Source organism: Amniculibacterium aquaticum (assembly GCF_003852705.1).
Lineage (GTDB): Bacteria > Bacteroidota > Bacteroidia > Flavobacteriales > Weeksellaceae > Amniculibacterium > Amniculibacterium aquaticum.
In genome coordinates this window covers 23,122-48,438 of the sequence record NZ_REFA01000018.1, presented here as the reverse complement: position 1 = coordinate 48,438, position 25,317 = coordinate 23,122, and the positions used below count along the sequence as shown (strand labels likewise).

The window sequence follows — 25,317 nt, the reverse complement described above, 5'->3', positions numbered from 1 at the left end:
TGCTGTTGGACTAACATTCTTTATCTTTAAAAGACCTTATCAAGGTACAAAAAAAGGAGCTAAAATCCTAAGATTTCAACTCCTTCTTTTTCATATTTCCTGAAAATTCACTTTTTCAGTGATCTCCAAATAACTTCCGGGGTTTTAATTGATAAAGTAACAAACCATTTACAAAAATTGTAGATTTGAATAAATAATTTTAAAACCAATAGATATGAAAACAGTATTTTACATACTATCGTTTATAACTCTCATGAGTTGTAGCAGAGATAGTGAAAACACAAAAAATCCTACATTTACATTGCCCCCCGAAACGCAAGTGGGTGCTAATACTTTTGGCGTAACAATTAATGGTAAAGTCTATATACCCAGAGACCCAACCGGTGTTAGCGTAGGACCAACTGCAAAGGGAGTAATCTTTTGGGGAGCACCTGACAATGTGTCTTGGAATGAAATTGAAGTTGTTGATGGGGCTAGCTCTGTTGGTTTTCAGATGATTATCCATTTGCAAAATTTTAATTCTATTGGTACAGGGAATTTCGTATTAAAACAAAGTAATTTTCAAAAAGGAATAGATAGTACGCCAAATAACCATATTTATTTTAAAATATGGGATAGTAATATTAGTAACTATGCTTATTATGGTTCTGTTGAAAACTTTGGAAACACAATGATTACTAGAAATTCTAATGGAATAGTTTCAGGGAATTTTTCAGGGAAATTTGCTCGATATGATAATCCAAATGAAATTATAACAATTACAGATGGGAGATTTGATATAAATACTTTCACTTTACCAAACCACCCATTTCCATAAAAATAATAGATAATGATAATTGCCTCTCAAATTAAAAATAACCTAACAAAATTAAAAATCATGAAAAAAATCTATATTCTTCTTGCTTTTTGTCTTCTACTTTCCCATGTCAAAGCACAAGGCAACGCAACTATTCAGCAAACAGAAAATATCCCTAATTGGCCTGTGATGTTATCCAATTTAGACACCTCTCAAATAACTTCCGGGGTTTTAATTGATAAAGTAACCACTTTTGCTAACATCATCAATTATAATACTACCGAGAGTAATATTTCTAGTAACCAACACTTTCTCCAAGCGTTAAGCGAATTGTACAGAGCTTCCGACCAAACAAAGTTCATAAGTTTAACAGAATTAAAAAATAGAACAGTAGCAACCACTGCTAATAATTCGGTTGATATAGGCATTATTAATACAACATTCCATAAACTCAATTTTAACGAAGAAAATCCTTCTGTTGGTGGGGTAACTTACAATGAAACTACTGCAAAATATGTTCCCGTTTCGGGGAGTGTTTATGACTACAATAATGCAAAAGATACCCATTTTCTTACTATCTTTAAACGACCTAAATACAAAATATTATGAAAAATCTAATCTTAACGCTGGTTTTTGCTCTGGCTTTTCTGGGATGCGACCGAAACAGTGGAGAAAACGAATACAACCCACAACTACCACCAATAACCATGGTGGGAGCAAACACCTTTGGCTGTAAAATAAACGGCGTAGTAATGGTACCCAGAAACTCTATTGGATATGTACCACCAGGAAGTGATCACTATCCAGTAAAACGCTCCTCATCAAGTGAATATGAAGATATTTTTGCAACAGATGGAAGAAGTAATATGGGTGCTATATATATATCAAAAATATCTATAATCTATACCCAATAAAAGTTGAGAACTATATGATTGGACAAAGTGATGGGGCATGGAGTAATGTTACCGCTTCAAATACCCTTATTACGGCTAGGGTATTTAATTCAAATACTTTGGAATACAATATTTATCTATCGATTCCCAATACAGGTGGTATAAATGTTACCAAAAGCGACCCAAACATTATTTCGGGCACTTTTTCGTGCAAACTAAAAAACAAGGACGACCCAAACGATATTATAGAAATAACGGATGGCCGATTCGATTTTGATAGAAATACCATTAACACAACTAATTTTCCGTAAAAATAAAGGGCAATTACTGTTGCCCTCCATAATATAAACAATTACTACTCAATATAACAATCATTTAATATTACAAAATTATGAAAAGCACAATTTTAATTTTAACAACTTTTTTCTTACTTGCTTGTAAAGAAAGAAGCAACGAAGAGGAAAAACCTTATGACCCACAATTACCACCAATAACCATGGTGGGAGCAAACACATTTGGCTGTAAAATAAACGGCGTAGTAATGGTACCCAGAAACTCTATTGGATATGTACCACCAGGAAGTAATCACTATCCAGTATGGACACAAAAAGGAATAGATAATGAATATAAATTTATTCAAGCGGCTGATTTAAGAGAAACTAAACGAGGTGGAGTTTTTTTGTATTTGCAAAATACTGTAGGCTCTACTATTTTCCAATCTGGTGATTACCCAATATTTGACGGTATTACTCCAAGTTATTTGAATGACAACTATAATAACTATATCTATGTAACAGCATACAAAAATGGTGTTGCGAATAATTATAAATCTATTGCTGGTACCGGTAAAATTACTTTATCTGTTAATTCTAACTTAATTTGTTCAGGAACTTTTAATTGCAAAGCAAAAAATGTAAACGACCCAAATGACATTATAGAAATTACTGATGGAAGATTTGATTTTGGTGTGAATATTAATACCACCAATTTCCCATAAAAGTAAGAGGGCAATTGCCGTTGCCCTCTATACTATAAACAATTACTATACAATATGAACCCCTAAATAAGAACAAAATTATGAAAAGCACAATTTTAATTTTAGCTGTTTTTTTCTTACTTGCTTGTAAAGAAAGAACCAACGAAGAGGACAAACCTTATGACCCACAATTACCACCAATAACTATGGTAGGAGCAAACACCTTTGGCTGTAAAATAAACGGCGTAGTAATGGTACCTAGAAATTCTATTGGATATGTACCACCCGGAAGTAATCACTATCCGGTAATTGGTAGAGAAGGTGTTAATAGTGAATATCTATACATACAAGCTGCAGATCTTAGAGAAACAAATAGAGGCGGGGTTTTTATATACTTGCAAAACACAACAGGAGCTACGACATTCCAAATAGGAGACTATCCAATTTACGATGGCATAGCACCAAGCTTTTTCAATGACAATTATAAAAATTACATTTATATAACTGCCTACAAAAATGGAGTACCTCATAATTATAAATCCATAGTAGGTAGTGGAAAAATAACAATTTCAAAAAATGAAAATTCAATTTTTTCAGGTACATTTTCTTGTAAAGTGAAAAATGTAAATGATGAAAACGACATTATTGATATTACGGATGGTAGATTTGATTTTAATAAAACAAATATGAACACAACTAATTTTCCTTAAAAAATCAAAAGAGGAGAATTGCAGTTCTCCTCAGATAAAATAAATAATTAAGCATTTACAGATTAACCATTTAATTTTCAAAATTATGAAAAAACTTTCATTTTTATTCCTCGTATTTTGGCAACTCGCTTTATGGGGACAGACCAATTGGGATACTGCTATTTCCCAAATCTATACTCCCACTACGGGGTTTTCAGCCAAAAAGGTATTGCTCGACAGAGCTCCTATTTTTGCGGATTTGTATAATTTTAACAATACCGATTTCAATACCTGTAACGCTCAACATTTTAAGCAAGGGTTATCAGAATTGAAAATTGCGTCTAATAACCAGTATTTTACAAATTTCAATTCATTTCCAAATTTCACAAGCGAGATAGAAACTGCAACCACCATCCCAATTGGGATAATAAGCACTCCGTGTGCTTATCTCAATTACGATGAAGAAAACAACAGCAATGGAAATTTAAAATTGGTAAACGGTATTTTTACCCCTATCAGCTCTTTTGTGTCTAATTTTATAGAAAAAGAATTGTTGTTGGTATCTCCTTTATATCCTGCTTTTACCAGTGAAACAGATAGCTTTTTGTTCAAAATAAATCCTGACCAATGGTATCAGTATGGCAATCCCATCAAAAAATTAGAAGCCAATTTTGACGATGGCGTTTTTCGTTCTTTAATAGACAATTCGGTGATTATCCAAAATGGAATCAATGTGAACATCCCTATTGCTACTAATACCATAAAAAAACAAGAAATTAATTTCAGAATAACTTATGAAAATAATATGGTAAAACAACCAATGCTACAATCTTATTAAGTAAAAAGAACAATACACCCTCCACCACAAAGGCGGGAGCTTGTGCTGTTTCTAATTTGATAAAATATCGTTCTACAATTGCCGACTCACAAGGTATAAAAGGAGGATTAGAGTACAAGGTTTATTACGGAAATAACAATTCCACCTGCGATGTGAGAAAGCCCATCATAATAGTAGATGGTTTCGACCCGGGAGATAAAAGAAGAATTGATTTTCAAGATTGCCAAAACGATGCGAGATGTTTAGAAATGAATCCAGGAATTAATCAGCAAAATTATAAATCCATTGAGAAACTTATGGAATACTCAAGTACATCGCAATTACCCACCTCTTTAATCGACAAACTCAACACAGAAAATTACGATGTAATTTTGGTAAACTTCCCTTATTACTATAAGGTTGATGGCAATACAACAAGTGGGGAAATATGTGCGGGTGCAGATGATATTACGAGAAATGGCAAAACAGTAGCGTCTTTTATCCAAACAATTAACACGAATCTACAAAATGTTGGTAGTACAGAGAAATTAGTTGTCATGGGTCCAAGTATGGGCGGTCTTATAACACGATACGCATTGGCATATTTAGAAAAAAACAATATCAATACCAATACAAAACTTTGGGTTTCTATGGATAGTCCACACCAAGGAGCCAATATTCCGATTTCTGTACAGGGCGATATTTTCTTTCTCGGTAAAAAATTGAAAAATAATACTGCCGAAAAACAATATGATGAGCTTCTACACTCCAAAGCTGCCGAACAGATGTTAATAGACCTTGTGGATTCTAATGGTAATGCTGTTAAAAACCAAAATAGTCTTACATTTTTAAACGAACTAAAATCAAACGGGGTTGCCAATTCAAACGGCTATCCTGTGTTGAACGGCATTAAGAAAATTTCTATAACTAACGGCTCATTAGCCGGAAATAATAATACAGTACCAAGTCAGGTTTTTTTGGATGTTGCCGCAAGTGTAAGGATAAAACTATTAGGAATAAGGGTAGGTAGGAAAAGAATATTTAAAATTGAAAACAGATTTATGCCACCCTACAATCAATTTACGAATGCAACAAATCCTATTATTTTTAATTTAGGAAGAAATCCAGATCAAAACATTAATGAAACAATATATAGTCTAGCTCACTCAAATACGGGAGCTACCATTTTTAATCCAATAGTCATTACAAACCTTGCTTACATCAATAATTTTGATGGTTCAATGGATGCTGTTCCAGGTGGAACTAATAACTCTGCTAATGACTTAAAAGAGGAGGTAGTTAATTCTCTCAGTACTCAAGATGCCTCATCTAACCAGTTTGTCAGCATTATTACAACCGCATCAAATTTAATTGTCAACCTGAACACTCCAAATCCAAATACTGTAATATCCCCCCAAGCATTTATCCCCATGCACTCTGCATTAGACACGGCTGGATTTCCAAATTGGTATCAACCAATCAATAAAAACATTTCATGTACAGGACAGACAAAATTTGATAGTTTCTATGGCGAAAACTATAATATGGGGCATATTTCTTTTACAAAAAATATGGTAGATTGGTTGATGAAAAATTTAACCATAGGGTTACAAGCACCTCATTTTCCTATTCCCGATAGCTCATTACAAGGTCCTGCTAATATTTGTGTAAACACCAATACAACTTATACATTCGGTGATATTTGCAAAGTGCCAAGTGCAGCAACTTGGTCTGTAAGTGGTAATTTGGAAATAGTAAGCCAGACAGGTTTGGGAGTTACTGTAAAAGGTACATATAATGGTGTTGGCGTTATATCGGCGGTTTTTCAAAACGGTCAAGTTGTAGAAAAAGAAATTTGGGTAGGTGCTCCGGTTTTCAAAGACTTTAATTTTATAAACAATACGGGCGTTTCCTATTGTTTGGCTCCAACAGATCAATTGAAAATAGATTTGCCTACCGATAAAGTGGTTGCTAATTTTGCAGGTATGACATCATTGGATATTTTTAATAACAACAATTGGGAGTGGCAAAGAAGTAATAATCTAATCATCATCAACTCATCAACAGATAAAAATACCCGTACAATTTGTCCGATGGGACCGGGATTTTCGAGCTTCAAAGTAAGAGCCAAAAACGCTTGCGGTTGGAGTGAATGGTACGAAATTCCAGAATTCGAAATCACTGCATTGCCTCCAGGTATATTTATGAAACAATCTGCCAATACCTTTACCGTTTTTCCAAATCCATCGAATGATATGGTGTATATCGGATTGAAAGATACTACCAAAAAACCAGAAAAAGAAACCGTAATTACAGGTGAACTTTATGATATTTTAGGGTTCTCGAAAACGAAAGTGAACATCGTAAACAACAAAGCTTCATTTTCGGTAAAAGGTCTAAACAAAGGGATTTACATTTTGAAAATATATATTAATAATCAAGTAGAAAGTCATCAGATTTCAGTTGAGTAACTATTTACCAATACGGCTTATGCAAAATTTGTGTAAGCCGTGTTTTTTCAATAATTTATTGTACTAAATAAAAAATTATAATACATTTGACAGAATAAAAAAATAAAAAAATAAAAACTAAAAATGAGTTACATTTCTTACATCGAGGCAAGACAAATTTTAGACTCAAGAGGCAATCCTACTGTTGAGGTAGATGTATTTACCGAAAACGGAACTATGGGTAGAGCTGCTGTCCCATCGGGTGCATCAACCGGAGAGCACGAAGCTGTTGAGCTAAGAGATGGTGGAGCAGAATATATGGGGAAAGGCGTTTTGAAAGCCGTAGAAAATGTGCGTGAGATTATCGCACCGGAATTGATCGGCATGCCTTTGTTTGAACAAAATATGATTGACAAAATCATGATTGCAGCAGACGGTACTTCCAACAAAGGAAATCTAGGAGCAAACGCCATTTTGGGAGTTTCCATGGCGGTTGCAAAAGCAGCTGCTGCCGAACTGAAAATGCCTTTGTATAAATACATCGGTGGTGTCAATGCCAATGTACTTCCTGTTCCCATGATGAATGTGATCAACGGTGGCTCGCATTCCGATGCTCCTATTGCTTTTCAAGAATTTATGGTAATGCCGGTAAAAGCAGACTCTTTCTCTCATGCTTTAAGAAAAGGAACTGAAATCTTCCACAATCTGAAAGCCATTTTGAAAGGTAGAGGACTTTCTACTGCTGTAGGCGATGAAGGAGGTTTCGCACCCACTTTTTCCGGTACCGAAGATGCTTTGGATACTTTGTTGCAAGCTATTGAAAAAGCAGGCTACAAACCGGGAGACGATGTGATGTTGGCATTGGACTGCGCTGCATCTGAATTCTATGTAGAGGGTTCTTACGATTATAGAAAATTTGAAGGCGACAAAGGTGCGCACCGTTCTAGAAGCGAGCAGGTTTCTTATTTGGCCGAACTTTGTGCCAAATATCCGATCATCTCTATTGAAGACGGTATGCAAGAAAACGATTGGGAAGGTTGGAAAATGCTAACGGATAAAATTGGTGATAAAGTACAATTAGTTGGTGATGATTTGTTCGTGACCAATGTCGAGAGACTTTCAAAAGGGATCAACGAAGGAATTGCGAATTCAATCCTGGTAAAAGTGAACCAAATTGGATCACTTTCCGAAACCATGGCTGCGGTACAGATGGCTCAGCACAATAAATATACGACGGTAATGTCTCATCGTTCTGGTGAAACGGAAGATGCTACCATTGCCGATCTGGCTGTCGCAATGAATTGTGGTCAGATTAAAACAGGATCTGCTTCTCGTTCGGACAGAATGGCGAAGTACAATCAGTTGTTAAGAATTGAAGAAGCTCTTGGCGATACTGCTGTATTCCCGGGAATGGATGCCTTCAAAATTAAAAGATAAATTTTACTGAGCATTGAGATTTTTTTCTCAATGCTTTTTTATTTCACACTATTAAAGTGATAATCAGTTGTTTAATTGTAATAGTTTTATTATAATACTGTATATGTTTTTAATTGATAAAATATATCGTATCATGTGTGAAACTAATTTGATTATTCGATAGTTTTTATGTACTTTTAGCAAAAATTTTTTAACAAAATGTCAGACAATAAAGTTGTATTGAACTACGACGGGAAATCTTTTGAATATCCTATTGTAGATAGTGTTATCGGAGACAGAGGGATTGATATCTCTAAATTGAGAGACCAAACCGGTCTAATTACTTTGGATCTTGGGTATAAAAATACCGGAGCAACAATCAGTGATATTACCTATTTGGATGGAGATAATGGAGAATTATTCTACAGAGGTTATCCCATTGAGCAAATTGCGGAGAAATCCAATTTTACAGAAGTAATGTACCTTTTACTTCACGGTGAGTTGCCAACAAAGACTCAGTTTGAAGGTTTCGAAAAAGGAATTAAGAAATATAATTTTGTAGCAGACGAAATGAAGAGAATCATCGATGTATTCCCTCGTTCGGCACACCCAATGGGAGTGTTGTCTTCTTTGACTTCTGCACTTACTGCATTCAACCCGAGATCTGTAGATGTTTCTTCTAAAGAAGATTTGGATCACGCTGCAGAAATGTTAATTGCAAAATTCTCTCACCTTTGTGCATGGACTTACAGAAAGAAAATGGGATTGCCAATTAACCACGGTGATAACAACCTAGGTTATGTTGAAAATTTCTACAGAATGTGCTTCCGTAAGCCGTACGAAGATTTCCACATGGATCCAGTAGTTGTAGATGCTTTGGATAAATTGTTAATCTTGCATGCAGACCACGAACAAAACTGTTCTACTTCTACCGTAAGAATGGTAGGATCTGCACATACAGGATTGTTTGCTTCTGTTTCTGCTGGTATTTCTGCACTTTGGGGTCCGCTTCATGGTGGTGCTAACCAAGCGGTGATTGAAATGCTCGAGATGATCGAAAAAGATGGAGGCGATGTTTCTAAATACATTGCAAAAGCAAAAGATAAAGAAGACAGCTTCAGATTGATGGGCTTTGGACATAGAGTGTACAAAAACTTCGATCCAAGAGCAAAAATTATCAAAAAAGCAGCAGATGACATCCTTAACAAATTAGGAATCGAAGACAAAGCGCTAGATATTGCTATGCAATTGGAAAGAGTAGCGTTGGAAGACGATTACTTTGTAGAAAGAAAATTGTACCCGAATGTAGATTTCTACTCAGGTATTATCTACAGAGCATTGGGCATCCCTACAGAAATGTTTACCGTAATGTTTGCTTTAGGAAGATTACCAGGATGGATCTCTCAATGGAAAGAGATGAGACTAAAAGGCGATCCAATCGGAAGACCAAGACAAGTCTATCAAGGTGCTCCAAAAAGAGATTATGTTTCTTTGGAAGCGAGATAGTACTTTCGATAAACAAAAAAAACTGTTTCAAATTTTTGAAACAGTTTTTTTTGTTTTTAGTTGGTCTGGATCTCCGGGTTCAATCGTAGTATAAATTCAGCCAAAAAAGGAAATTCATCCCAGTCTTTATCGATAATATTTCCATTGTAGGTCACAACATCAAGATCCATTTCTCTGGGTGCATTTTTGTTGTCGCTTCTCACCCTGCCCAGGATGGCTTCAATTTGCTTTAAATTTAATTTTAATTCAGAAAGATTTTTAGTCGTATGAAGAAGTACTGCGCCGTTTAGAAAATCGGGTTGATCTTTAAATTTTAAGGGCTCAGTCCAAATAAATTCACTTCTTTGGGTAATGTAGCCCAGTTTCTGAAGATGTTCTAGCGCTTTGTTAAAGTTTTCCTCGGCGTTGATGTTGGCACCTAAAGAAACAATCGCAGTATTGTGCCTGTCTTTACCGTCTATACAAACCATTACATTATCTGCAAATCTTAAAGCATGAGGTTTTTCTACCTGTACTTCTACATCTTGTATGGATGGGTGATAGGCTTGGATTTTGGTGTAGATTAACTCAGCAACCGTTTCTATAAGCGCAAAATGTTGATGTTCTATTTGTTCTATTATTATTTTGTTCAGTTTTTTGTAATCTACTGCATATTCTACAAGATCGGTTTCTGTAGCTTGTTTGCTGTCGTATTTAAAAGAATAGGATACAATTAAATCTTGTAATTTTTCTTTTTCCCAATCGACAAAACCTATATAGGAACGAAGTCTGAGTTTCTCAACCTTTACTTTTAAGAGTTTGGGATTATAGTCTTTTATCATAGTCATATTTTTAATAGTTGTTTAGATGGCTTTTCAATTCGTTTGATGTTTCTAAATCAGATGATCGCCACCATCGATGTAGAGAATCTGTCCGGTGAAGAAATAACTCTCGATGATGAACTGCAACGCTTTGTTTATTTCATCCAGATTTCCAATGGTTTTCAGTGGAATGTTTTTGGCCAAATTCAACAGGTAAGTTTCATCTTTATCTTTGGGTGGAAGGATGAGACCGGGTGCAATTCCGTTCACTCTAAAATGTGGGGCAAGCTCTAGAGCGGAGAGTTTAGTAAACTCCGATAGCATTTTTTTGCTGAGCAAATAATCCAAATGTTCACTGTGGTTTTTGGTGACTTTGGTGTCCAGAAAATTAATGATGCAGCCTTGGCTGTATGTTCTGGCAAAGGCTTTGGTGAGGAGATAGGCATTTTCGAAATTTATTTTCATTTCTTTTTCCAAAAGATCTTTACCTTTCATTTCAAAATTGGAAGGAACAAAATCTGATGCGGTATTCACCAAAATTTCAAGGGCTATTCCACGGTTTTTTAATTCTGCAAGAGCAGCATCGTAATCGTTATTTTCCAAAAAATTAAAATGCAGAGTTTCTGCTTGTACACCGATTTTTAAAATTTCAGATTTTACTTTTTCCGCTTTTTCAGAAGAAGAATTGTAGTGCAACAAGAGGTTGTAACCCATTTTTGCCAAATGGATGGCCACCGATTTGCCGATTCGGTCAGAACTTCCGGTTACCAATGCGTATTTTTTCATACTTTATGAAGTTGTGAAGTTGTAAAGCTGTTAAGTTGTGAAGTTGATGAGATGTAAAGCTGTGAAGTTGTAAAGTTGTGAAGCTGTGAAGTTGTAAAGATGTTAAGCTGTGAAGATGTTAAACTGTGAAGATGTTAAGTTGTGGAGTTGTGGAGTTGTAAAGCTGTTAAACTGCCTTTCCTCTGTTTTAAAATCCAAAATCCAAAATCCAAAATTTCTAACTTCTAACTTCTAAAAATCAAAATCCTTCTTTTACAATAAAGTCTTCAGCTACTCCTAAGGATGCCAATTGCTTTTCTACCGCATTCATCATCGGAGGAGGCCCGCAGAGGTAATAGAATTTCAACTCCGGCTCTTGATGTTTTTGAATTATTTCTTGAGAAATGTAGCCGTGCTCATAGCCTTCAAGATCTTCATCCGATAAAACATTGATGAATTTGTCACTCAATATTTTCTTGAAATGATCTTCCAAAATAATGTCGGCTTTGCCTTTGTTGGCAAAAATAAGTTTGTTATTCCCCAATTTATTTTTCCTTTCTAAGTCTTTCAAAATGGCGATAAATGGCGTAATGCCGGCACCTCCGGCAATAAAGATGCCGTCGCCTTTGTATCGGATATCGCCGAATGGTTTGTATAGGTAGATCTCGTCACCCACTTTTGCAGAAATCAATTCGTTGGTGATTCCTTGGTGAGAAGGATAGGTTTTGATGACGAATTCTACTTGGTCATCTTCTGGTAAGCTGGTAAAGGTGAAGCATGTTTTCTTGGTTTCCCAACCCGGTTTGTTGATGGAAATGTCCACTGCCTGACCTGGAAAATAAGGATAATCTTTTGGTTTTTCAACCACCAAATGAAGAACATCGTGGGTGAGGTGTTCTATGGATTTTATTTTTACTAAATGTGACATGGTGTGTGATTTTGAATTAAAGGTACGACATAAATTCGGCTTGAAGTCTCTCGTTTTCAAACTGTCCCGAAAATTCTGAAGTTACGGTGGACGAGTTGGTGTCGCAAATCCCACGAGAAGCCACACAAAGATGGTCGGCCTCTACCATCACAGCGACATCGTCATGACCCAGGATTTCTTTCATTCCCTCCAGAATTTGAACCGTCAATCGTTCTTGTACCTGAGGTCTTTTTGCATAATACTGTACCAATCTGTTTATTTTGGACAAACCCAAGACATGGTCCTTGGGGATATACGCAACATGCACTTTCCCAATAATCGGAACAAAATGGTGTTCGCAATGAGAATACAGCGTGATGTTTTTCTCTACCAGCATTTTTTTGTACCCGTATTTATTTTCAAAAAGGCTAATTGAGGGTTTGTTGGCAGGGTCTAAGCCGGAAAATATTTCTTTAACATACATTTTAGCCACCCTTCTAGGAGTATCTTGCAGGCTGTCGTCTGAAAGATCCAATCCTAAAGTTTCCATAATTTTTGTAAAATGAAACTCGATCTGGTTCATTTTTTCGGTATCGGTCATCAGAAAAGCCTCTTCGATAATGGGGGTGTTGAAATACTGTTTTCTGAAGTTGGTTGGTAAGGTCTCTTTCATAATGTTGATTTTTTAAAATGCTCCATCCCTTTCTGATTTTTTTTTGATTTTTTAAAATCAATTGTAAGAAGAATTTGTGTGTGTTTTGGAATCTTTTAGAAAGGGATTTTGAACATTTTATTTTTATTGCTAAGTTCTAAATCATAAGCCTAACAAATAAATAATCAATCATTTACACTGCGGCTTGTCTCGTCAGAAAACCACATAGAAACATAGTATATACAGCAATTAAGACAGTATAGTTTCACTTAGTATCCGTCAAAGACGGATATCTATTGTGTGTTATTAGTATTTCTTTTTGTAAAAAACGATACATACTTTGTGACTATGTGGTTATAATTAAATTACAATGTTTTTTAGTTATGTATTGAGTTAAATATCAATGTGTTGTGTTTTTGCTATGTACTGGATTTTTTTGTCAGATTTTTGCAATCTCATTCATCACTCTTTCTACCATGGCATCGCAGTAGATGAGGTTGAATTCGAAAATTTCATCCGGAGTATAGGCTTTTTGCAATCGATCTCTCAGCATGGCTTTCGCCCTGTTGAGGCGAACTTTTACATTGGCTTCGGAGATGTCTAATGCCTGAGCCGTTTCTTCGGTGTTCATGCCGTTCAGTTCTCGAAGAGAAAAAACCATTTTATATTCCATAGGGATGCTCTCTAGTGCGGTTTCTATAATGCCACCGAGTTCTTTGCTAAGGACATCATGGTTGGTGTCGTTGTTTTTATGGGTGAACATAGGGATTACATTTTCGTTAACTTCTTGTGCAAATTCGTTTTTGTAACTCGATTTTTCTTTCTTTCTGAAACAATTGTTCAGCATTATTTTAGAAATCCAAGTTTTGAAACTGGCTTTGTTTTCAAAAGATTTTAAATTTTTGAAAGCATCTACATAAGTATCCTGCATCAGGTCTTGGGTGTCTTCGTGGTTGTAATTGTACGACCTTCCGATTTTGTAGAGATAAGGATTGTACCGTCTAACGATGAGTTCATACAAGGATTTTTCACCTTTCAGGATTTTCTCAATGATCTCTGTATCTTTTAGTTTTTGAACTTGTGAAGTCATGTTCCAGAGTTTAGATTAAATGAGTTTAAAATTACATTAACCTGTTGTGCATTTAGCATAAATTAATTTTAGTTTTGTTCAAACTTCTGTTAAATATAAAGAAATTGAGGTATTGAATCATTGTAAAAGACGTTATTTTAGAAGCAATTCTCGTGGCTAAACCTTGAAAAGTTTTAGCCAAATTGATGTGGATTAAGAACTGTCCGCCCAGTTGAGAAATTGCGGTTTCAATCCTTTTTCTAATTCTCGATTTTGTCTTTGAAAATGCTGCAAAGCCATATTGATTTTTCCTCATCGGAACCGATAAATTAATATTGGAATGGTTGAATAAATCAATTTGTAAGTCTTTGCTAATATATCCTCTATCACCGATTAATAAGCAGTTTTCAAAGTCATGTTTAATATCATTTAGATAATTTACATCATGCACGTTTGCCGGCGAAAAATCATAGGAATGAAAGATTCCGTTCTTGTCGCAAACCGCATGAAGTTTATAGCCAAAATACCGTGTTTTTTGTGCGGCACAATAACCGAAAGCAGGCTTAATTTCTTCTGTTGAACAAATTCCGGAACGATTGGCTCTACTGATTTTACAAATTTCAATTGGCGTGGAATCAACAATAAAAACATCTGTGAAATTCGAGAATTTTTCACTCAATGTTTCTCTGATTTTTTCGATGTAAAGAAAAAGCCTTCTCTTTCTTTTGTTGTATATACTTCTTTCTATTTTGGACTCCAATTCAGTTCCAGCAATGCTTCTAAATAGCTGTAATTCAGAGTTTATTGACATGTATTCTGCTGTAATATTCAATGCAACAAGTTCCAAATCGGAAAGTTTTGGAACCCTGATTTGGTGTTTTGATTTAATATGACCACAAGTTTTTGTCAATTCTCTTAAAATAATTTCGTAGTTTTGAATAAGATTGTTCATGTATTTAACTGATTGGTAATCAACTAAATATACGATTTTTTAATCAAATGAACAATCTTTTTTCCCATAATTTCCTATATGCACAACAGGTTTACATTATTCTTTTATTCCCGACAATTTCGCCAAAGAAAATGCAGCAATAGCCATTACCAAATCTCTAACAGCAACATCTACGAAATTAAAGCCTAATAGTAAAGTCAGGGCAATTGCAGTAAGCCAAGCCGCGACAATATATCCTCCCAATTGTGTTTTTGTAAAAACAATAATCCCTGCTACAATTTCTATTACTCCAACAATCATCATAAATGTTGCTCCGGAGAAAGGCAAAAGTCCTTCTATACTTGGATTGATGTACTGTTCCCAATTGGTTAATAGATTGAAAAACTTATCTGCACCTGCAACGATAGGAACAATGGTAAAAGTATATTTTAATAATGATTTTACTTGGTTTAAAGCTAAGGTGTTCATTTTGTTAATTTTTAAAATTATTTTATTTTTTGATTTAAATAATTGCAATTTTATTTTCTAAAGAAATACCGGTTTCTATTCTAATAGAGTTGGTGAAGGCTTTTGAGGTTACAATGAATCGCTTTTTATTTTAATATATTTAGTAACAAGTTGATTGTGAGTTTGGTTGAAAATGAAAATAACTTGCGCCAATAGCACAAGTTATCATTAAAATCAAACTGAATTTCTTAGAGTCTGTGAAAAGTTTAAAAAACCGCTCTGGCAATCTGTACAATATTATCACTTTTCCCCATCGAGTAGAAGTGAAGCACGGGTACTTGGTTCGCCAATAGTTCTTTGGACTGTTGGATGGCCCATTCTACACCCACTTGGCGGACTTGTTGGTTGTTTTTGCATTTTAAAACTTCATTTACCAAAGTTTCCGGCAAATCGATTTTGAAAACCTGAGGTAAAAGTTGTAAATGATTGAGCGTCGCAATGGGTTTGATGCCCGGAATAATCGGAATATCAATTCCGGCTTCGCGAACGGATTTTACAAAATCAAAATATTTTTGGTTGTCGAAAAACATTTGGGTTACGATATAATCGGCACCGTTTTCTACTTTTTTCTTGAGCATTTCCAAATCATAATTCATGGATGGAGCCTCGATGTGTTTTTCCGGATATCCCGCAACACCGATGCAGAAATGACTTTCATCTTTGCAATTGATATCTTGGTGCAGGTATTTTCCTTTGCCCGTATTTTGAACTTGTTTCACCAAATCCGAAGCATAACGGTTGCCTCCTTTTGTGGCTTCAAAATATTTTTCGCCCTTCATCGCATCGCCTCTCAGAGCCATCACATTATCAATGCCGAGATACATACAATCGACCAAAAGATATTCGGTTTCCTCTTTGGTAAATCCGCCACAAAGCACATGCGGAACGGTGTCCACATTGTATTTGTGTTGAATGGCAGAGCAAATTCCTAATGTTCCGGGACGCATTCTGGTGATTTTTCTTTCCATCAGTCCGCCGTCTCTTTCCAGAAAAATGTATTCTTCCCTGGAAGTGGTAACATCGATGAAGGGTGGTTTGAACTCCATCAACGGGTCGATATTTTTGTATAAATCGGTGATGCCTACGCCTTTTTCGGGTGGGACAATCTCAAAAGAGAAAAGGGTTTTGCCTTGGGCGTTATGTAGATGTTCTGTTATTTTCATTGTTTGATATTTGGTTGTCGGTTGTTAGTTGTCAGTTGTTGGAAATTATGAATTAAGATTTTTAAAATAATTGATAAATCCGTTAATCAGTTTTTTACAAGTTAAAATTTGGGCTAATAATTGGTCTGTTTTGTCAGTTGAAATAAAATGGAGATCAAAAGAAAGGTATATTTGTGTTTCTAATTCATATAAAGAACCTCTTGAAACATGCAGAAAATGGATAGTTTCACTATTTGTTTTTCTTCCTAATCCTTCTGCAATATTGGAGGGAATAGAAACTGCACATCGTCGAATTTGATTGGTAATTCCAAATAGTTCTTCCTTAGGGAACTTACTCGTTGCCTCATAAATTAACCCCACGAGTTTTCGACTTTCTAACCAAACATCCAATTCTGTATATTCTTTTTTCATGATTTCTACAATTTTATTTATTCTTCAATGTTCTTTTGATAGTTTAAGCCATCAACTATCAACCATCAACTGACAACCAATAAAATCACCCCATCTTAGGCATCAACCATTTTCTGGCTTCTTCCAACGGGATATTTTTTCTGTGTGCATAATCTTCCAATTGGTCGTCTTTTATCCTACCCAAACCAAAATATTTGGACTCTGGATGAGCGAAATAATAACCGCTCACACTCGCTGCCGGCCACATCGCCAATCCTTCGGTAAGGATAACTCCGATTTTTTCTTCCACTTCTAAAATTTTCCAAATGGTTTTCTTTTCCAAATGATCCGGGCAAGCAGGATATCCCGGAGCCGGACGGATGCCTTTGTACTCTTCTTTGATAAGTTCTTCATTGCTCAGAGCCTCATCGGAAGCGTATCCCCAATATTCGGTTCTTACTTTGTGATGCAGAAATTCGGCAAAAGCTTCGGCAAATCGATCCGCCAAAGCCTGAACCATAATCGCGGAATAGTCATCGTTTTCAGCACGGTATTTCTGGGCCAATTCTTCAGTTCCAAAACCAGCAGAAACACAGAAACAACCGACGAAATCCTGAATTCCGGATTCTAAAGGAGCAATAAAATCGCTCAAAGCATGATAAGGTTTGCCTTTGGACTTCTTCACTTGCTGACGAAGCGTGATGAAGGTCGCCAAGTCTTCGCCGTTTTCATTTTTTAGTTGAATATCATCGCCCACTGCATTGGCAGGGAATAATCCGAAAATGGCTTTGGCATGGAAAAGTTTATTGTCCAATACATGTTTCAGGATTTTTTGCATATCGTTGAAGAGTTCCGTTGCTTGGGCTCCCACCACTTCATCGGTTAAAATATTCGGGAATTTCCCGTGAAGTTCCCAAGATCTGAAGAACGGCGACCAATCGATAAAATCTAAAAGCTCGTTGAAATCCTGATCTTCGATAATCGTAATTCCTAATTTTTTAGGTTTTACAATATCTTCGGGTTTGAAATCGATGGTGTAATGATTTTCTCTGGCAAATTCAATAGAAACATATTCTTTATGATCGCTTCTATTCAAAAATTTCTCACGGAAATCTTCATATTCTGCCTTAATATCCAAACCGTAAGCCGTAGATTTCTCCTTGTTGATTAAACTAGAAACCACACCTACTGCTCGGGAGGCATCGTTCACATGAACGACGGTTCTGTTGTACGAAGGATCAATTTTTACCGCAGTATGTGCTTTGGAAGTTGTTGCACCACCGATTAATAAAGGGAAATCCAGGTTTTGTCTTTCCAATTCGCTGGCAACATGCACCATTTCGTCCAAACTTGGGGTAATCAATCCGCTCAATCCGATGACATCTACTTTTTCATCAATAGCGGTTTGGATGATTTGCTCACACGGGACCATCACACCCAAATCGACAATTTCGAAATTGTTGCAACCCAAAACCACGCTCACAATATTTTTTCCGATATCGTGAACATCGCCTTTTACAGTTGCCATCAGAACTTTTCCTGCCGAAGGTCGGCTGCTGTCTTTTTCTGCTTCGATGAAGGGTTGAAGGTAGGCAACGGCTTTTTTCATCACCCTTGCCGATTTTACCACCTGAGGTAAAAACATTTTTCCGGCACCGAATAAATCACCCACAACGCCCATTCCGGTCATCAAATTTACTTCGATAACTTCTAAAGGTTTTGAGGCTAGTTGTCGAGCTTCTTCAGCATCTTCGATGATATATTTGTCGATACCTTTCACCATGGCATGGGTAATTCTGGATTGTAAATCCTCTTGCCTCCAAGCCAAATCTTCTACTTTTTCTTTCTTGGTAGATTTTACTTTTTCCGAATAGTCCAACAACCTCTCAGTGGCATCGTCTCTTCTGTCGAGCATTACATCTTCCACCAATTCCAATAATTCTTTCGGAATTTCGTCATAAACCTCCAACATGGTTGGGTTTACAATTCCCATATTCATTCCGGCTTTGATGGCGTGATACAAGAAAACAGAGTGCATGGCTTCTCTCACAGCATTGTTCCCACGGAAAGAAAACGAAACATTGGAAACGCCACCACTGATGCTCACAAAGGGTAGATTTTCCTTCACCCAAGCTGTAGCTTCTATGAAATCCAAAGCATTTCTTCGGTGTTCTTCCATGCCGGTAGCGACAGGGAAAATGTTCAAATCGAAAATAATATCCTCAGGTGGAAAGTTGATTTTCTCAACCAAAAGTTCGTAGGATCTTTTACAAATGTCGATTCTTCTTTGGTAATTATCGGCTTGACCGACTTCATCAAAAGCCATTACCACAACGGCGGCTCCGTATCTTTTGATGATTTTGGCTTCGTGCAGAAATTTTTCTTCGCCTTCTTTTAATGAAATGGAATTGACCACACATTTCCCTTGGGCAACTTGCAGACCGGCTTCTAAAATTTCCCATTTCGAGGAGTCGATCATCAGAGGAATTTTGGCAATATCCGGCTCGGATGCGATGAGGTTGAGAAATTTCACCATGGCTTTTTTACCGTCTAAAAGTCCATCGTCCATGTTGACATCCAAAATCTGTGCACCGCCTTCTACCTGATCTCTGGCGATTTCCAAAGCTTCGGCATATTTTCCCTCATTGATGAGTCTCAAAAACTTTTTAGAACCTGCCACATTGGTTCTTTCTCCCACATTGATGAAGTTGGATTCCGGAGTAACGACGAGCGGTTCCAGACCGGAGAGCCTGAGATATCTTGGTTGTTGGTTGTTAGTTTTTAGTTGTTGGTTGCTAATATGATTTTTATTTTCCATTTTTTTAAATTTTCATAAGGCTGCACCTGATGTTAATGTTATTGGTCTTTCAGACCTTTTTGTGAATATGTAGAGGAGCCACGAAGTGGCGAAATCAATAGCATAGGGTGAAACCCTATGATTTTTAAGGCAAAAGAGGGGAGCCCTGAAAGGGCGACATCCTTTATTCCCAAAGATATTTCTCGTCGTATTCAACGTTATATTTGTTTAAAAATGCCAGGTATTCTTCTTGGAAACTTCTTTTTTGATGGTATTCTTTTTGGTTGATGATATATTTTTTCACAATCTCTATTTCCGTAGGATTTACTAAAAAAGCACCGTATCCATTTTGCCAATAAAAATCTTTAAACTCGGTACCTTTTGTTTTTATCCATTTTGAAGAATTGGATTTTATTTCTTCAAGCAATTTCATGAGTGCGATCTTTTTTGATAATAAACATAGGATATGTACATGGTCTTTATATCCTCCAACTTGAATGGGGTTGCATTCTAAATTTCTGCATATCCCACCAAGATAACTGAATAATTCATCTTTAATAAAATCATCAATTACGGGTTGTCTATTCTTGGTGCTAAATACCAAATGAACATATATTTTATTTAATGATTGTCCCATGATATTTAATTTTAAGTTTATAAAATGATGTCGGTCTTTCAGACCTCTTTCTGTTATTCGTTATGGGGTTATTCTCTGTGTTCATAGGGCTTCACCCTATGTTGTTGATGTCGCCACTTCGTGGCTCTTTAATTATCAATTAACCGACAACCAACAACTGAAAACCATCAAACACCAACCCCTCTCGGCTCATACTTTGCCACCAATTCAGCAATGGCTTTGATGTGCGGTGGAGTAGTGCCACAGCAACCTCCAACGATGTTGATGAGTCCTTTCTCGGCATACTCTCGGATTTGTTCTGCCATCTGCTCCGGGCTTTCATCATATTGTCCAAAAGCATTCGGAAGTCCGGCATTGGGATAAGCGGAAATGGCAAAATTGGATTTGTTGGCAATGGTTTCCAAGTAAGGCGTAAGTTGTTTTGCTCCCAAAGCACAATTGAAGCCTACACTCAATAAATTAAGATGAGAAATAGAAATTAAAAAAGCTTCGGCAGTTTGACCAGAAAGCGTTCTGCCCGAAGCATCGGTAATGGTTCCGCTGACCATAATTGGAATTTGTATATTTCTCTCTTCCTGAATTTCATCAATGGCAAACAATGCAGCTTTGGCGTTCAAGGTATCAAAAATAGTTTCCACCAAAAGGATATCCACACCACCGTCCAGCAAAGCTTCTGCTTGTTGTTTGTAGGCAACTCTCAGTTCTTCAAAAGTGATGGCTCTAAAACCCGGATCGTTTACATCCGGAGAAAGAGATGCCGTTCTATTGGTAGGACCGATTGCTCCGGCAACAAATCTTGGTTTGTTGGGTTGTGCGGCGGTAAATTTATCGGCTACTTTTCTGGCAATTTTTGCAGACTCGAAATTGAGTTCGTATACCAATTCTTCCATGCCGTAATCGGCCATGGCTATGGTGGTTCCGGAGAAGGTATTGGTTTCCACAATATCAGCACCGGCTTCAAAATATTGTCTGTGTACATCGGCAATGGCTTCGGGTTGGGTGAGGGAAAGTAAATCATTATTTCCTTTCACCGGTTTTGGCCAATCTTTAAATCTTTCGCCACGGAAATCTTCTTCTGAAAATTGATGGCGTTGCAACATGGTTCCCATGGCACCGTCGAGGATGAGGATGCGTTGGGAAAGGATATTTTTTATTAGAGAAAGTGATTTCATAGTGTTAAAGTTATAAATTATCTAGTTTCAGAAATTCTTAAAATATCCCCAAAAACGCCTCTCGCTGTAACTTGTGCTCCGGCTCCGGCTCCCATGATGACAATAGGATTTTCGCCATAAGACTCGGTGTAAATTTCAAAAATGGAGTCCGAACCTTTCAGTTGGCCGAGTGCCGATTGAGCGGGAACGGTTATTAAATTGACATCTAAACTTCCTTTTTCTTGTTGAAGATCTCCGTGTAAATCCCCTACAAATCGAAGTACATGATTCTCTGGAAGGTTATTTTTTATATTTTGAAAATAATCATCAAGGTCGGCGAAACGGTTCAAGAATTCTTGTTTATCGATGTTTTGGAGGTTTTCTGGAATTAAATTTTGAATGTTGATGTCATCAAATTCATTGATTAAATCCAACTCTCTGGCAAGGATTAATAGTTTTCGGGCAACATCATTTCCGGAGAGATCTTCTCTAGGGTCGGGTTCTGTATATCCTTTGTCCAGAGCTTCTTGGAGAATCGTAGAGAACTTTTCGTTTCTAACAGAAAAATGGTTGAAGATATAACTCAATGAACCTGAAAATACGCCTTTTATTCGGGTGATGTTTTCTCCGGAAAGGTGCAAAAGTTTAATGGTGTCTATCAACGGCAGACCTGCTCCAACATTGGTTTCGTAGAGGTATTTTTTATTGTTTTTCTTCAGGATCTTTCTGAAGTTTCTGTAACTGGAAATGGATTGGGTATTGAAAATTTTATTGGAAGAGACCACATCAAAGCCATTCTCAGCAAAAGTAGGGTAGTGTTTTACAAAATCTTTACTTGCGGTGTTGTCAACAACAATAAGGTTTTCCAGTTGATTTTCTTTAACAAAATCCAGAATGTAATCCACTTTTGATGCCGTAGTCGATGATTTTATTTTTTTGAGCCAATCATTTCCCAAACCAAATTGATTCACGATAAGGTTTTTAGAATTGGCAATGGCAACCACTTTCAGATTGATGTTTTTTCTGGATAAAATTTCGGTAGAAGATTCCAGAATCTGATCTAATAACGCTCCACCCACATTTCCGTGACCAATGAGTGCCAAATGTACGGACTTTGCTTTACCAAAAATTTCGCTTTCAATAATGGCTTTTGTTTTTTCAAGCTGACTGTTTACTACAACCAAATTAACCCGACCGTCTATTGCAACTTGATTGAGCAACAGAGGGTAGATTTTATTTTTTTTGAGAGCAGTAAGGATTTTATTGAAATTGTCTGTAACAAAACCCAAGGCAGAGAGTCCTTCGATATTGAAAATGCTGTTGACAACCCCAAATTTTCTCTCTTTTTCAAACTCTCTTTCAAGGCAAGAAACCGCTTCTTTAGCATCTTTTTCGTCCACCAAAACGGAAATTCCATTTTCAATGGCTTGTTGAGAAATGATGCCCACGGATATTTTTTGATTGTTCAGAGCGTGGAAAATTCTAGAATCTATGCCGTATTGACCTAGGAAGTCTTGACCTTCGAAATTAATAAGTGCTTTGTTCTTGTAGATTGTAATGGTATTGTTGTTCATGATAATTTAAAATGGGGTTAAGGATTTGGTTGAGTTGTTCGTATTCTATTAAAAAGGCATCGTGACCGTGAATCGATTTTATCTCGTTGTAACTGATGTTTTTAATTTCTTTTTTTAATTTTTGGTAGGTATTTTTAATTTCAATGGCCGGGAAAAATAAATCGGAATCCACAGCAATAAGATGAATTTCAGCATCGGTATTTTTTAACAACTCAAGATTCGTTTGTATGCTGGTCAAAAGGTGGTTCATGTTTCGGTAGGCTTCTTTTTGAAATCTGTTTTTCAGGGCGTCTCCATGATGTTCCAACCATTCTTGGGATTTTAATTTTTCTTGATCCTGTTTTTCATTTTGAAATCTTTGGTTGATGGATTCTGGAGTTCTGTAGCACAGCATGGCGTGCATTCGTGCTTTTTCTAACGCATTTTCGGGTAAATCCAATAAAAAATTTTGGATGAGGCATTGTGCATTCAGCCAATCGCTGGTTTTGTCTGCTGTGGCAATAGGGATCAGTCGTTCCGTAATTTTAGGGTTTTGAGCAAGCATTTCCCAGCCAATCGCTCCACCAATTGATCCACCAATTATGGTGTGAAGTTTTTGAATGCCAAGCTTTTCCAATCCCAATCTGAAAATTTTTGCTACATCTTGAACGGTAAATTGAGTGATTTCAACAGAACCATAATGTTGATATCCATTTCCAGGAATATTGAAGCAAAGGACGGTGTATTTTTCAGTATCGATGGTTTTTTCAGGTCCCACCAAGGTTTTCCACCACCCGTTGGTGCCGGCAACATTGGAATTTCCGGTGAGGGCATGGTTGATGAGTACCACAGGTGCAGAATGCAAGGGTTGACCAAAAACTTCGAATGTGAGATTAATGGTAGAGGTTTGTCCCGAAAGACAAGTGTAGTCGGTGATGAGTAAGTGTTGTAGCATTTTTTATTATTTAATAATTCAACAATGAAAATGCTACATAAGAAAGTATGTAAGAAATGGATGATTGTTATCTTCTCCTCAATATTTTTTGGATAGAATTTAGCACCTTTTCGCTTTCGCGAGAGGTTGCCAAGGCTTCGTTGGGTCTATTCCCTCCACCTTTCTGGATAACATTTTCAGTATGTAAAAGAGCAATTCTTGACTGCAAATGTATAAAAGTTTTTTTAATATCATTAATTTTTTTAATATTTTTTTATCAGATCATGTTTTAAAAGCCTTTTTATTCCCTTACATTTGTGAATGGTGTAAAGAATGAACCATTTGTACTTATGAAAAATTTCAGTTCGGAGTTAGAATTCAAAACCGCCAGAAGCAGTGGTGCTGGAGGTCAAAATGTAAATAAAGTGGAAACCATGGTGACCGCCAAATGGTTGGTGATGAATTCTCTATTTTTCAATTTGGATGAAAAATTAAGAATAATGGAAAAATTGAAAAATAAAATTAATTCCGAAGGATATTTGCAAGTGATGGCGCAAGAAACCAGATCGCAGTTGGAAAATAAGGTTTTAGCCATCAATAAAATCTTGTTATTGGTAGATCGTGCTCTGAAAATGGATAAAAAAAGGTTGAAAACTAAACCCACAAGAGCTTCTAAAGAAAAAAGAATAGACCAAAAAAAACAACATTCTGAAAAAAAGAACAGAAGAAATTTCAAATTGGGTGACTGATGGTTATCCGATTATTTCAAATCGATAAACTCAAAACCGTAGCTTTTCCCATCGTGGGAATACGATTTTTCGATCTTCTCTCCGTTGCTGATGTTCAGGGGTTCTCTGAAAATGGGTCCGTCGTACACAAAGGTATGAAACTCGCCATTTTCACCACAAGGATCTACATTTTTTGGTAAATCATTGATAAAATCTTCATCGATGTCTCTTCCTAAAAATTCTGTCCCCAAAAATTCTTTGTTGATGCAGCAAACTCTCGTTCTGAAGCCCATTTCAATAAAGTCATGCACCAATTTTTTGGTGTCTTTTTGCCACAAAGGAAATTCAGCCTTCCAACCGATTTTTGCCAACTGTTTCTCCCGATACGCTTTCAAATCTTCCAACAAAATATCCCCAAAAGCCGAAGTCCTAACACCAAGTTTTGAGAAATAAGACAGCTGTTCTTCCATTGCTTTTTCATAAGCATCCATCTCCGTCGATTCTGGTACCTGCAACAAATGAAGACTAAGCCCAATGCAATCGGCTTGTTTTTTCAACAAATCAATGTGTACACCGTGCATGGAAATTCTTTGCATCTCTTTGTTGACCGAGGTTAATAAAGAAATCACCTCAATGTTTTTATTTTGTTGAAGCAGGTGCAAAGCCATGGCCGAATCTTTCCCACCGCTCCAATTCATTAAGATTTTTTCCATGATGATTTATTTAATATTGAATCCTTTTTTATTTGGATTTTTGCTTTGTTTGAGAA

The 25,317-nt window shown here is 36.4% G+C and carries 24 protein-coding genes, 1 pseudogene and 1 riboswitch; of the genes and pseudogenes, 10 read left to right on the top strand and 15 right to left on the bottom strand.

Translation table 11 applies throughout. The features are described 5' to 3' along the window. Positions 1-214 precede the first annotated feature (214 nt). The 9 genes and pseudogenes from EIY84_RS08850 (at position 215) to EIY84_RS08810 (ending at position 9,543) form a co-directional block, all read left to right on the top strand. Entirely contained in the window at positions 215-817 is a 603-nt protein-coding gene (locus EIY84_RS08850) for a hypothetical protein (protein ID WP_124642325.1), read from the top strand. A gap of 60 nt (positions 818-877) precedes the next feature. Beyond that, positions 878-1,405: a hypothetical protein gene (locus tag EIY84_RS08845; protein WP_124642322.1), complete on the top strand. Its 528-nt coding sequence runs from the start codon at positions 878-880 to the stop codon at positions 1,403-1,405. Between the two features lie 98 nt (positions 1,406-1,503). After that, positions 1,504-2,000, top strand: a pseudogene (locus tag EIY84_RS11965) (hypothetical protein). Positions 2,001-2,080: 80 nt separating this feature from the next. Further along, positions 2,081-2,686: a hypothetical protein gene (locus EIY84_RS08835; RefSeq protein WP_124642320.1), complete on the top strand. Its 606-nt coding sequence runs from the start codon at positions 2,081-2,083 to the stop codon at positions 2,684-2,686. 80 nt (positions 2,687-2,766) lie between these two features. Continuing rightward, positions 2,767-3,375 (top strand): hypothetical protein, encoded by a 609-nt coding sequence (locus EIY84_RS08830; RefSeq protein ID WP_124642318.1) that lies wholly within the window; start codon positions 2,767-2,769, stop codon positions 3,373-3,375. An 85-nt stretch (positions 3,376-3,460) separates the two neighbouring features. Then, positions 3,461-4,192 carry a hypothetical protein gene (locus EIY84_RS08825; RefSeq protein ID WP_124642316.1) on the top strand — a complete coding sequence of 244 codons (732 nt, stop codon included), beginning with the start codon at positions 3,461-3,463 and terminating at the stop codon, positions 4,190-4,192. 152 nt (positions 4,193-4,344) lie between these two features. Then, the gene (locus EIY84_RS08820; protein WP_164472029.1) at positions 4,345-6,642 is read left to right on the top strand and encodes a T9SS type A sorting domain-containing protein; all 2,298 of its coding nucleotides are present in this window, start codon (positions 4,345-4,347) and stop codon (positions 6,640-6,642) included. 123 nt (positions 6,643-6,765) lie between these two features. After that, positions 6,766-8,058, top strand: a complete 1,293-nt coding sequence (eno, locus tag EIY84_RS08815) for a phosphopyruvate hydratase (RefSeq protein ID WP_124642312.1) — start codon at positions 6,766-6,768, stop codon at positions 8,056-8,058. A gap of 198 nt (positions 8,059-8,256) precedes the next feature. Next, positions 8,257-9,543 carry a citrate synthase gene (locus EIY84_RS08810; protein WP_124642310.1) on the top strand — a complete coding sequence of 429 codons (1,287 nt, stop codon included), beginning with the start codon at positions 8,257-8,259 and terminating at the stop codon, positions 9,541-9,543. A gap of 56 nt (positions 9,544-9,599) precedes the next feature. On the opposite strand, the gene folK is transcribed toward EIY84_RS08810, so the two are convergent. From folK to EIY84_RS08740, 14 genes are all read right to left on the bottom strand, one after another. Continuing rightward, positions 9,600-10,364: a 2-amino-4-hydroxy-6-hydroxymethyldihydropteridine diphosphokinase gene (gene folK / locus EIY84_RS08805; RefSeq protein ID WP_164472028.1), complete on the bottom strand. Its 765-nt coding sequence runs from the start codon at positions 10,362-10,364 to the stop codon at positions 9,600-9,602. Between the two features lie 51 nt (positions 10,365-10,415). Continuing rightward, positions 10,416-11,129, bottom strand: a complete 714-nt coding sequence (locus EIY84_RS08800; RefSeq protein WP_124642306.1) for an SDR family NAD(P)-dependent oxidoreductase — start codon at positions 11,127-11,129, stop codon at positions 10,416-10,418. Between the two features lie 238 nt (positions 11,130-11,367). Then, positions 11,368-12,036: an FAD-binding oxidoreductase gene (locus EIY84_RS08795; protein ID WP_124642304.1), complete on the bottom strand. Its 669-nt coding sequence runs from the start codon at positions 12,034-12,036 to the stop codon at positions 11,368-11,370. A 16-nt stretch (positions 12,037-12,052) separates the two neighbouring features. Then, complete coding sequence (gene folE / locus EIY84_RS08790) at positions 12,053-12,688, bottom strand: GTP cyclohydrolase I FolE (protein ID WP_124642302.1); 636 nt, start codon at positions 12,686-12,688, stop codon at positions 12,053-12,055. Between the two features lie 418 nt (positions 12,689-13,106). Then, a complete protein-coding gene (locus EIY84_RS08785) occupies positions 13,107-13,757 on the bottom strand; it encodes a sigma-70 family RNA polymerase sigma factor (RefSeq protein WP_124642300.1) in 651 nt (216 codons plus the stop codon). 52 nt (positions 13,758-13,809) lie between these two features. Next, positions 13,810-14,688 carry an IS982 family transposase gene (locus EIY84_RS08780; protein WP_124642298.1) on the bottom strand — a complete coding sequence of 293 codons (879 nt, stop codon included), beginning with the start codon at positions 14,686-14,688 and terminating at the stop codon, positions 13,810-13,812. A 96-nt stretch (positions 14,689-14,784) separates the two neighbouring features. Next, positions 14,785-15,156 carry a hypothetical protein gene (locus tag EIY84_RS08775; RefSeq protein ID WP_124642296.1) on the bottom strand — a complete coding sequence of 124 codons (372 nt, stop codon included), beginning with the start codon at positions 15,154-15,156 and terminating at the stop codon, positions 14,785-14,787. Positions 15,157-15,401: 245 nt separating this feature from the next. Next, the gene (metF, locus tag EIY84_RS08770; RefSeq protein ID WP_124642294.1) at positions 15,402-16,358 is read right to left on the bottom strand and encodes a methylenetetrahydrofolate reductase [NAD(P)H]; all 957 of its coding nucleotides are present in this window, start codon (positions 16,356-16,358) and stop codon (positions 15,402-15,404) included. A 45-nt stretch (positions 16,359-16,403) separates the two neighbouring features. Further along, entirely contained in the window at positions 16,404-16,769 is a 366-nt protein-coding gene (locus EIY84_RS08765; RefSeq protein WP_124642292.1) for a four helix bundle protein, read from the bottom strand. 85 nt (positions 16,770-16,854) lie between these two features. Next, positions 16,855-19,566 (bottom strand): methionine synthase, encoded by a 2,712-nt coding sequence (gene metH / locus EIY84_RS08760; RefSeq protein WP_124642290.1) that lies wholly within the window; start codon positions 19,564-19,566, stop codon positions 16,855-16,857. A gap of 163 nt (positions 19,567-19,729) precedes the next feature. After that, entirely contained in the window at positions 19,730-20,182 is a 453-nt protein-coding gene (gene tnpA / locus EIY84_RS08755) for an IS200/IS605 family transposase (RefSeq protein ID WP_124642287.1), read from the bottom strand. A 167-nt stretch (positions 20,183-20,349) separates the two neighbouring features. Beyond that, complete coding sequence (locus tag EIY84_RS08750; RefSeq protein WP_124642285.1) at positions 20,350-21,354, bottom strand: homocysteine S-methyltransferase family protein; 1,005 nt, start codon at positions 21,352-21,354, stop codon at positions 20,350-20,352. Positions 21,355-21,371: 17 nt separating this feature from the next. After that, a complete protein-coding gene (locus EIY84_RS08745) occupies positions 21,372-22,907 on the bottom strand; it encodes an ACT domain-containing protein (protein ID WP_124642283.1) in 1,536 nt (511 codons plus the stop codon). After that, on the bottom strand, positions 22,861-23,841 hold the full coding sequence (locus tag EIY84_RS08740) for an alpha/beta fold hydrolase (RefSeq protein ID WP_124642281.1): 981 nt from the start codon (positions 23,839-23,841) through the stop codon (positions 22,861-22,863). The genes EIY84_RS08745 and EIY84_RS08740 overlap by 47 nt, the downstream gene beginning before the upstream one ends. Positions 23,842-23,905: 64 nt before the next feature. After that, positions 23,906-24,015, bottom strand: a riboswitch (SAM riboswitch). A gap of 155 nt (positions 24,016-24,170) precedes the next feature. Here EIY84_RS08740 and arfB point away from each other — a divergent pair. After that, positions 24,171-24,569, top strand: coding sequence for an alternative ribosome rescue aminoacyl-tRNA hydrolase ArfB (gene arfB, locus EIY84_RS08735; RefSeq protein ID WP_124642279.1), 399 nt, complete (start codon positions 24,171-24,173; stop codon positions 24,567-24,569). 11 nt (positions 24,570-24,580) lie between these two features. On the opposite strand, the gene EIY84_RS08730 is transcribed toward arfB, so the two are convergent. After that, positions 24,581-25,261, bottom strand: coding sequence for a Dph6-related ATP pyrophosphatase (locus EIY84_RS08730; RefSeq protein ID WP_241154765.1), 681 nt, complete (start codon positions 25,259-25,261; stop codon positions 24,581-24,583). Positions 25,262-25,317 lie beyond the last annotated feature (56 nt).

Bases quoted from the DNA above. Each gene is read 5' to 3' on its own strand.
- tnpA (WP_124642287.1), bottom strand. From the start codon at position 20,182: ATGGGACAATCATTAAATAAAATATATGTTCATTTGGTATTTAGCACC.
- EIY84_RS08765 (WP_124642292.1), bottom strand. From the start codon at position 16,769: ATGAAAAAAGAATATACAGAATTGGATGTTTGGTTAGAAAGTCGAAAA.
- EIY84_RS08835 (WP_124642320.1), top strand. From the start codon at position 2,081: ATGAAAAGCACAATTTTAATTTTAACAACTTTTTTCTTACTTGCTTGT.
- metH (WP_124642290.1), bottom strand. From the start codon at position 19,566: ATGGAAAATAAAAATCATATTAGCAACCAACAACTAAAAACTAACAAC.
- EIY84_RS08740 (WP_124642281.1), bottom strand. From the start codon at position 23,841: ATGCTACAACACTTACTCATCACCGACTACACTTGTCTTTCGGGACAA.
- EIY84_RS08750 (WP_124642285.1), bottom strand. From the start codon at position 21,354: ATGAAATCACTTTCTCTAATAAAAAATATCCTTTCCCAACGCATCCTC.
- EIY84_RS08795 (WP_124642304.1), bottom strand. From the start codon at position 12,036: ATGTCACATTTAGTAAAAATAAAATCCATAGAACACCTCACCCACGAT.
- EIY84_RS08850 (WP_124642325.1), top strand. From the start codon at position 215: ATGAAAACAGTATTTTACATACTATCGTTTATAACTCTCATGAGTTGT.
- EIY84_RS08810 (WP_124642310.1), top strand. From the start codon at position 8,257: ATGTCAGACAATAAAGTTGTATTGAACTACGACGGGAAATCTTTTGAA.
- EIY84_RS08825 (WP_124642316.1), top strand. From the start codon at position 3,461: ATGAAAAAACTTTCATTTTTATTCCTCGTATTTTGGCAACTCGCTTTA.
- folE (WP_124642302.1), bottom strand. From the start codon at position 12,688: ATGAAAGAGACCTTACCAACCAACTTCAGAAAACAGTATTTCAACACC.
- EIY84_RS08780 (WP_124642298.1), bottom strand. From the start codon at position 14,688: ATGAACAATCTTATTCAAAACTACGAAATTATTTTAAGAGAATTGACA.
- arfB (WP_124642279.1), top strand. From the start codon at position 24,171: ATGAAAAATTTCAGTTCGGAGTTAGAATTCAAAACCGCCAGAAGCAGT.
- EIY84_RS08745 (WP_124642283.1), bottom strand. From the start codon at position 22,907: ATGAACAACAATACCATTACAATCTACAAGAACAAAGCACTTATTAAT.
- metF (WP_124642294.1), bottom strand. From the start codon at position 16,358: ATGAAAATAACAGAACATCTACATAACGCCCAAGGCAAAACCCTTTTC.
- EIY84_RS08845 (WP_124642322.1), top strand. From the start codon at position 878: ATGAAAAAAATCTATATTCTTCTTGCTTTTTGTCTTCTACTTTCCCAT.
- EIY84_RS08785 (WP_124642300.1), bottom strand. From the start codon at position 13,757: ATGACTTCACAAGTTCAAAAACTAAAAGATACAGAGATCATTGAGAAA.
- EIY84_RS08730 (WP_241154765.1), bottom strand. From the start codon at position 25,261: ATGGAAAAAATCTTAATGAATTGGAGCGGTGGGAAAGATTCGGCCATG.
- EIY84_RS08830 (WP_124642318.1), top strand. From the start codon at position 2,767: ATGAAAAGCACAATTTTAATTTTAGCTGTTTTTTTCTTACTTGCTTGT.
- EIY84_RS08800 (WP_124642306.1), bottom strand. From the start codon at position 11,129: ATGAAAAAATACGCATTGGTAACCGGAAGTTCTGACCGAATCGGCAAA.
- EIY84_RS08775 (WP_124642296.1), bottom strand. From the start codon at position 15,156: ATGAACACCTTAGCTTTAAACCAAGTAAAATCATTATTAAAATATACT.
- eno (WP_124642312.1), top strand. From the start codon at position 6,766: ATGAGTTACATTTCTTACATCGAGGCAAGACAAATTTTAGACTCAAGA.
- folK (WP_164472028.1), bottom strand. From the start codon at position 10,364: ATGATAAAAGACTATAATCCCAAACTCTTAAAAGTAAAGGTTGAGAAA.